This window comes from Exiguobacterium sp. s16, assembly GCF_018618115.1.
GTDB classification, from domain to species: Bacteria; Bacillota; Bacilli; order Exiguobacteriales; family Exiguobacteriaceae; genus Exiguobacterium; species Exiguobacterium mexicanum_A.
The window spans coordinates 1-3,007 of the sequence record NZ_JACSLM010000019.1 but is presented as its reverse complement, the minus strand read 5'-3'; the positions used below and the strand labels follow the sequence as shown (position 1 = coordinate 3,007).

General features: G+C 54.6%; 1 rRNA gene. It reads left to right on the top strand.

Annotation, left to right across the window (positions count from 1 at the left end):
- Nucleotides 1-87 precede the first annotated feature (87 nt).
- Nucleotides 88-3,001 (top strand): 23S ribosomal RNA (locus KNP86_RS15475).
- Nucleotides 3,002-3,007: the final 6 nt, after the last annotated feature.

Below are 3,007 nucleotides of genomic sequence, written 5' to 3'. Positions count from 1 at the left end.
TTGTTCCTTGAAAACTGAAGATTCATCAAGACATCAAACCAATTAATTTCACATATGGTCCGTGAGGACCGTGTGTCTTAGACGCTAGATCAAGGTAGAAAGGGCGTACGGTGGATGCCTTGGCACTAGGAGCCGATGAAGGACGCGACGAACAGCGAAATGCCCTGGGGAGTGGTAAGTACACATTGATCCAGGGGTATCCGAATGGGGGAACCCACCGCCGGGAGACTGGCGGGACACCCGTGTGAATACATAGCACGGCGTGAGGCAAACCCGGGGAACTGAAACATCTAAGTACCCGGAGGAAGAGAAAGAAAATTCGATTCCCTGAGTAGCGGCGAGCGAAACGGGAACAGCCCAAACCAGGAAGCATGCTTCCTGGGGTTGTAGGACACTCTATACGGAGTTACAAAGGGATAGGATAGGTGAACGACCTGGAAAGGTCGGCCAGAGAAGGTGACGGCCCTGTAGCCGAAATCGTATCCCCTCCAGAGTGGATCCTGAGTACGGCGGGACACGTGAAACCCCGTCGGAATCCGGGAGGACCATCTCCCAAGGCTAAATACTTCCTAGTGACCGATAGTGAACCAGTACCGTGAGGGAAAGGTGAAAAGCACCCCGGAAGGGGAGTGAAACAGATCCTGAAACCGTATGCCTACAAGTAGTCAGAGCCCGTTAACGGGTGATGGCGTGCCTTTTGTAGAATGAACCGGCGAGTTACGATGGCGGGCGAGGTTAAGCCGATGAGGCGGAGCCGCAGCGAAAGCGAGTCTGAATAGGGCGCATCAGTCCGTCGTCGTAGACCCGAAACCAGGTGATCTACCCATGTCCAGGATGAAGGTCAGGTAACACTGACTGGAGGTCCGAACCCACGCACGTTGAAAAGTGCGGGGATGAGGTGTGGGTAGCGGTGAAATGCCAATCGAACCTGGAGATAGCTGGTTCTCCCCGAAATAGCTTTAGGGCTAGCCTCGAGGTGAAGAGTTCCGGAGGTAGAGCACTGATTGGACTAGGGGCCCCCACAGGGTTACCGAATTCAGTCAAACTCCGAATGCCGGCAACTTGTACTCGGGAGTCAGACTGCGAGTGATAAGATCCGTAGTCGAAAGGGAAACAGCCCAGACCATCAGCTAAGGTCCCCAAGTGTATGTTAAGTGGAAAAGGATGTGGCGTTGCACAGACAACTAGGATGTTGGCTTAGAAGCAGCCATCATTCAAAGAGTGCGTAATAGCTCACTAGTCGAGTGACGCCGCGCCGAAAATGTAACGGGGCTAAACATACCACCGAAGCTATGGATCCCGTAAGGGATGGTAGGGGAGCGTTCCAAGCAGCAGTGAAGCGGTATCGTGAGGAGCCGTGGAGCGCTTGGAAGTGAGAATGCCGGTGTGAGTAGCGAAAAGAGGGGTGAGAATCCCCTCCGTCGAAAGCCCAAGGTTTCCTGAGGAAGGCTCGTCCGCTCAGGGTTAGTCTGGACCTAAGCCGAGGCCGAAAGGCGTAGGCGATGGACAACAGGTTGATATTCCTGTACCGCCGTACCACCGTTTGAACGATGGGGGGACGCAGAAGGATAAGGTAACCGTGCGACTGGAAGTGCACGGACAAGCAGCGAGGCCGTCGGGTTGGCAAATCCGCCCGACACACAAGGCTGAGCTGTGACGTGGAGCCCGTAGGGCGAAGTACCGGATTTCACGCTGCCAAGAAAAGCCTCTAGTAAGGAGGTCGGCGCCAGTACCGTAAACCGACACAGGTAGGCGAGATGAGAATTCTAAGACGCGCGGGATAACTCTCGTTAAGGAACTCGGCAAAATGGTCCCGTAACTTCGGGAGAAGGGACGCTTATGGCAACATAAGCCGCAGTGAATAGGCCCAAACGACTGTTTAGCAAAAACACAGGTCTCTGCTAAATCGCAAGATGAAGTATAGGGGCTGACGCCTGCCCGGTGCTGGAAGGTTAAGGGGATGTGTCATCGCAAGAGAAGCACTGAACCGAAGCCCCAGTAAACGGCGGCCGTAACTATAACGGTCCTAAGGTAGCGAAATTCCTTGTCGGGTAAGTTCCGACCCGCACGAAAGGCGTAACGATTTGGGCACTGTCTCAACGAGAGACCCGGTGAAATCATAGTACCTGTGAAGATGCAGGTTACCCGCGACAGGACGGAAAGACCCCATGGAGCTTTACTACAGCCTGATATTGAGGCTTTGTACGCGATGTACAGGATAGGTGGGAGTTTGTGAAGCCGGAGCGCCAGCTTCGGTGGAGACACCCTTGGGATACCACCCTTTGCGTATAGAGTCTCTAACTCGCAGCCGTGATCCGGCTGGAGGACCGTGTCAGGTGGGTAGTTTGACTGGGGCGGTCGCCTCCTAAACAGTAACGGAGGCGCCCAAAGGTTCCCTCAGAATGGTTGGAAATCATTCGAAGAGTGCAAAGGCAGAAGGGAGCTTGACTGCGAGACCTACAAGTCGAGCAGGGACGAAAGTCGGGCTTAGTGATCCGGTGGTTCCGCATGGAAGGGCCATCGCTCAACGGATAAAAGCTACCCTGGGGATAACAGGCTGATCTCCCCCAAGAGTCCACATCGACGGGGAGGTTTGGCACCTCGATGTCGGCTCATCGCATCCTGGGGCTGGAGTAGGTCCCAAGGGTTGGGCTGTTCGCCCATTAAAGCGGTACGCGAGCTGGGTTCAGAACGTCGTGAGACAGTTCGGTCCCTATCCGTCGTGGGCGCAGGAAATTTGAGGAGAGCTGTCCTTAGTACGAGAGGACCGGGATGGACGCACCGCTGGTGTACCAGTTGTTCCGCCAGGAGCATCGCTGGGTAGCTACGTGCGGACGGGATAAGTGCTGAAAGCATCTAAGCATGAAGCCCCCTCCGAGATGAGATTTCCCTTTGAGCAATCAAGAAAGACCCCTCAGAGACGATGAGGTAGATAGGTCATGGGTGGAAGCACGGCGACGTGTGGAGCTGAATGATACTAATCGGTCGAGGCTTTGATCTAGTCTAA